The organism is Frankia sp. CcWB2 (assembly GCF_977927585.1).
In genome coordinates this window covers 1-3,384 of record NZ_CDWRCM010000266.1, presented here as the reverse complement: position 1 = coordinate 3,384, position 3,384 = coordinate 1, and the positions used below count along the sequence as shown (strand labels likewise).

General features: G+C 69.1%; 2 protein-coding genes. One reads left to right on the top strand and one right to left on the bottom strand.

Annotated features, from left to right (window positions below; translation table 11 throughout):
* Nucleotides 1-380: 380 nt before the first annotated feature.
* Nucleotides 381-2,123: a helix-turn-helix domain-containing protein gene (locus tag ACY45C_RS20025; protein WP_462189104.1), complete on the top strand. Its 1,743-nt coding sequence runs from the start codon at nucleotides 381-383 to the stop codon at nucleotides 2,121-2,123.
* 96 nt (nucleotides 2,124-2,219) lie between these two features.
* On the opposite strand, the gene ACY45C_RS20020 is transcribed toward ACY45C_RS20025, so the two are convergent.
* On the bottom strand, nucleotides 2,220-3,266 hold the full coding sequence (locus ACY45C_RS20020; RefSeq protein ID WP_462189103.1) for an alcohol dehydrogenase catalytic domain-containing protein: 1,047 nt from the start codon (nucleotides 3,264-3,266) through the stop codon (nucleotides 2,220-2,222).
* Nucleotides 3,267-3,384 lie beyond the last annotated feature (118 nt).

Sequence of the window (3,384 nt, the reverse complement as noted above, 5' to 3'; positions counted from 1 at the left end):
GCGGAGCTCGCCGAGACCTCCGCCGGCCGCTGACCTGAGCTGCACTGACCTGCACTGAGCTGCGCGGCCTGACCTGGTGGTGGGCCGCGCAGCTCGGCGCGCCGGAGGCGGTCCAGCCGCCCGGTCCACCCGCAAAGCTCCCGCGACGCGCATAAAGCTCAGGTGACGCCCACTGCGGTGCTCTTATACTCTGCCGCATGCCGAGGCTCGTCGAGGTTGAGGCGGCGCGCCGGTCGTTTCTGACCGCGGGGCAGGGTGTGGTCTGGCGGGATGTCGTCCGGCCGGCCGTGCTGGCCTCATGGGAACGGTCGCGCGCGTACGGCATCGAGCCTGACCGCATCAGGGCACGGTTCCTGGGCCACCCCGAGGTTACGCCTCTGGTGACTTGCGCCGAGGAGGTGTTCGACGGCTTCCTCGCCGGGAGCGCCGAGGTTGCCGCCTCGCTGGTGCTGGTCGACACCGCAGGGGTGGTGCGGGTCCGCCGGGATGGCGACCGTGCCCTTGCCGGGCTGCTCGACGGGGTGTTGTTCGTGCCCGGCTACGGTTACGCCGAGCAGGCCGTCGGTACCACCGCCGCGTCGATCTCCCTGCATGACCAGACCGATATCGCGATCAGCGGTCCGGAGCACTACCACTCCCAGCTGAGGTGTCTCGGCGAGGCCGCCGCGCTGGTGGTGGATCCGCACAGCCGCGACGTCCGCGGCGTGGTGGTGGTCATCTGCCACCAGTCGGACGAAACGACCCTGCAGCCTGCGGTGGCGCAGCTGCTCGCCCATCAGGTCACCGAGCGGATGGCAGCTGAACCCCACCGGCGGTCACAGACGATCCTCGACCGCTTCGCCCGCGCCTGCGGGGACGACCGTACCGGCCACGTCGGCCACGTCGGCCAGGACAAGGCCTGGGTACTCGCCACGGACGGGGACTACGTCCTGACCAACGTCGCGGCCTGCCACCTGGAGGTCGGCGACCTGCGGGTGCTCAGCGACCTGGTGCTGGCGAGCCTGTCGCTGCGGGATTTCGCCCGCCAGCATGTGGAGCTGCCCTCCGGCGGCTGCGCCGAGGTGGTGACCGAGGCGGTCCAGCTCGGCGATGACGTGGTCGGATGCCTGCTCACGGGGGCGCCGACCGGTGTCCAGCGGTCGGCCGAGCCGGCCGAGGCTGTCCGGCGTCAGGGTTCGCACGTCGCACCGATGGTTCGACGCGACTACGCGCAGGACCTCAGAGGACCCGGCCACGCCCAGAAGGAGCACGCCGAGGCGCGGATCCGGGCGAATCGGGAGTTGCTGTCCCCGTTCCTGCGGGCGCGGCGGGAGGTGGTCGTCAGCATCCAGCAGGGCCGTAACCACCTGCTGATCGGCGAGCCGGGAGTGGGCAAGCAGACCCTGGTGATCAACGAGTTCCGGCAGGCGTACGGGTCGGGTCGGGTCGTGACCGTGGACTGTAGATCGTTTGCGGCTGAGCGGAGCGGCGCACCCGAGCAGAGCAGCGCCCGGACGCCTCCTGGTACGCGACTGCTCACCGGCGCCGGCGACCGGCCGCACCTGCTGGTGCTGCGCGGGATGAACCTGCTCACCCCGATCGCCGCCCGGTGCCTGGACGAAACGCTGCGACCGCTGGTCGCGCTGCCCTCGCCGCCGCTGCTCGTCGGGTGCATCGACACGCCGGCGGTGGACGCGACCCGGCCTTACGGGCTGCTCCTGCGGCACTTCCACGAGATCACCCGGGTGCCCGCCCTACGCTACCGGGCCGACGAGATCGGGGAAATCGCGCTGTCGATCCTGCACAAAATCGCGGCACGCCGTTCGCTGCGGCTCAGTCTGCAGGTCATCCGGGTCCTGGAGGGGTACGCTTGGCCCGGCAACATCAGCGAGCTCCAGGACGTCCTCAGGTACGTCGTCACGCGCAAGCCGATCGGAGAGGTTCAGCCCCCGGACCTGCCCCAGCTGTGTTTCCAGGGCAGAGCGCGCAAGATGTCGATGCTTGAGGCCGCGCAGTGCGACGCGATCATCCAGGCGCTGTACGAGTCCCGCGGCAACCGCTACAAGGCCGCCGCCATGCTCGGTATCGCCCGTTCCTCCCTCTACCGCAAGATCGACGCATTCGGCATCAGCTATATCGCCTGACGGGTCTATCGCCTGATGGGTACAGCGCCTGACGGGCGGCGGAGAAGGTCGACCAAACCCGCCCCGCCGCAGAACCGTCCTGGGCTGGAGACGGGCTCAGACCCGGTTGATGACAACCTTCAGCGCCTCGTTCGCCGCCGCGTTCCGGAACACCTCGTAGGCCTCGTTCACCTGATCGAAGGTGAACGTGTGCGTGCCCATCTTCTCGGCCGGAATCCGGCCGCTGGCGACCATTTTGAGCAGGGTGGGGATCGAGACGGTGTCGACGAGCCCCATGGTCAGGCTCAGGTTCTGGATCCACAGGTCCTGCATCGGCAGTTCCACCGGCGTGCCGTGCACACCCACGTTGGCGATCGTGCCGCCGGGCCGCACCAGCGACACCGCCGTCAGCAACGTCTCCGGATAGCCCACCGCCTCGATGGCGACATCGACGCCGAGCCCGTCGGTGAGCGCGATGGTTTCGGCGACCGTGCCGGGGCCGACCTCCACCACATCGGTGGCGCCGAACTCCAGCGCCTTGTCCAGTCGGAACTTGTTCGAGTCGATCGCGATGACCTTCGACGCGCCCCACAGGCCGGTCGTCAGAATCGCCGAGAGCCCCACCGCCCCGGCCCCGACCACCGCGACCGTGTCACCCGGACGCACGTTGCCTGCCAGCACGCCGACCTCGTAGCCCGTCGGCAGCGAGTCGGCGAGGAAGATGGCCTGCTCGTTGGCCACGTTCGCCGGCACCGCGTACAGCGAGGTGTCGGCATAGGGGACCCGGGCGAACTCGGCCTGCGTCCCGTCGATCAGATGCCCGAAAATCCAGCCGATGCCCCCGACGGTCTGGCAGTGCGAGGGGATTCCCCGCTGGCAGTACTCGCAGCGGCCGCACTTCGTGATCGCCGGAACGAGCACCCGGTCACCGACCTGGAATGCCGTGACCGCGTCGCCGACCTCGATGATCGTGCCGACGGCCTCGTGGCCGAGGATGCGGCCGTCGGTCACGGTCGCGACGTCGCCCTGAAGAATGTGCAGGTCGGTCCCGCAGATCGTGGTGGTGTCGACCCGGACGACGACGTCGCCAGGCTCCTGGATCGTGGCGTCGGGAACTTCCTCCCACGACTTCTTGCCCGGCCCGTGGTATATCAGCGCCTTCATCGGTACCTCCTGTTGTTCTGATGTAGGCTCCGGGGCCGTTCGCTCCTGGAGCCCTTCGCGCGACCCCGGATCAGAGACCCTAGGGCCTGTTTGGGAAGTATGTCCCTGTCTCTTATAC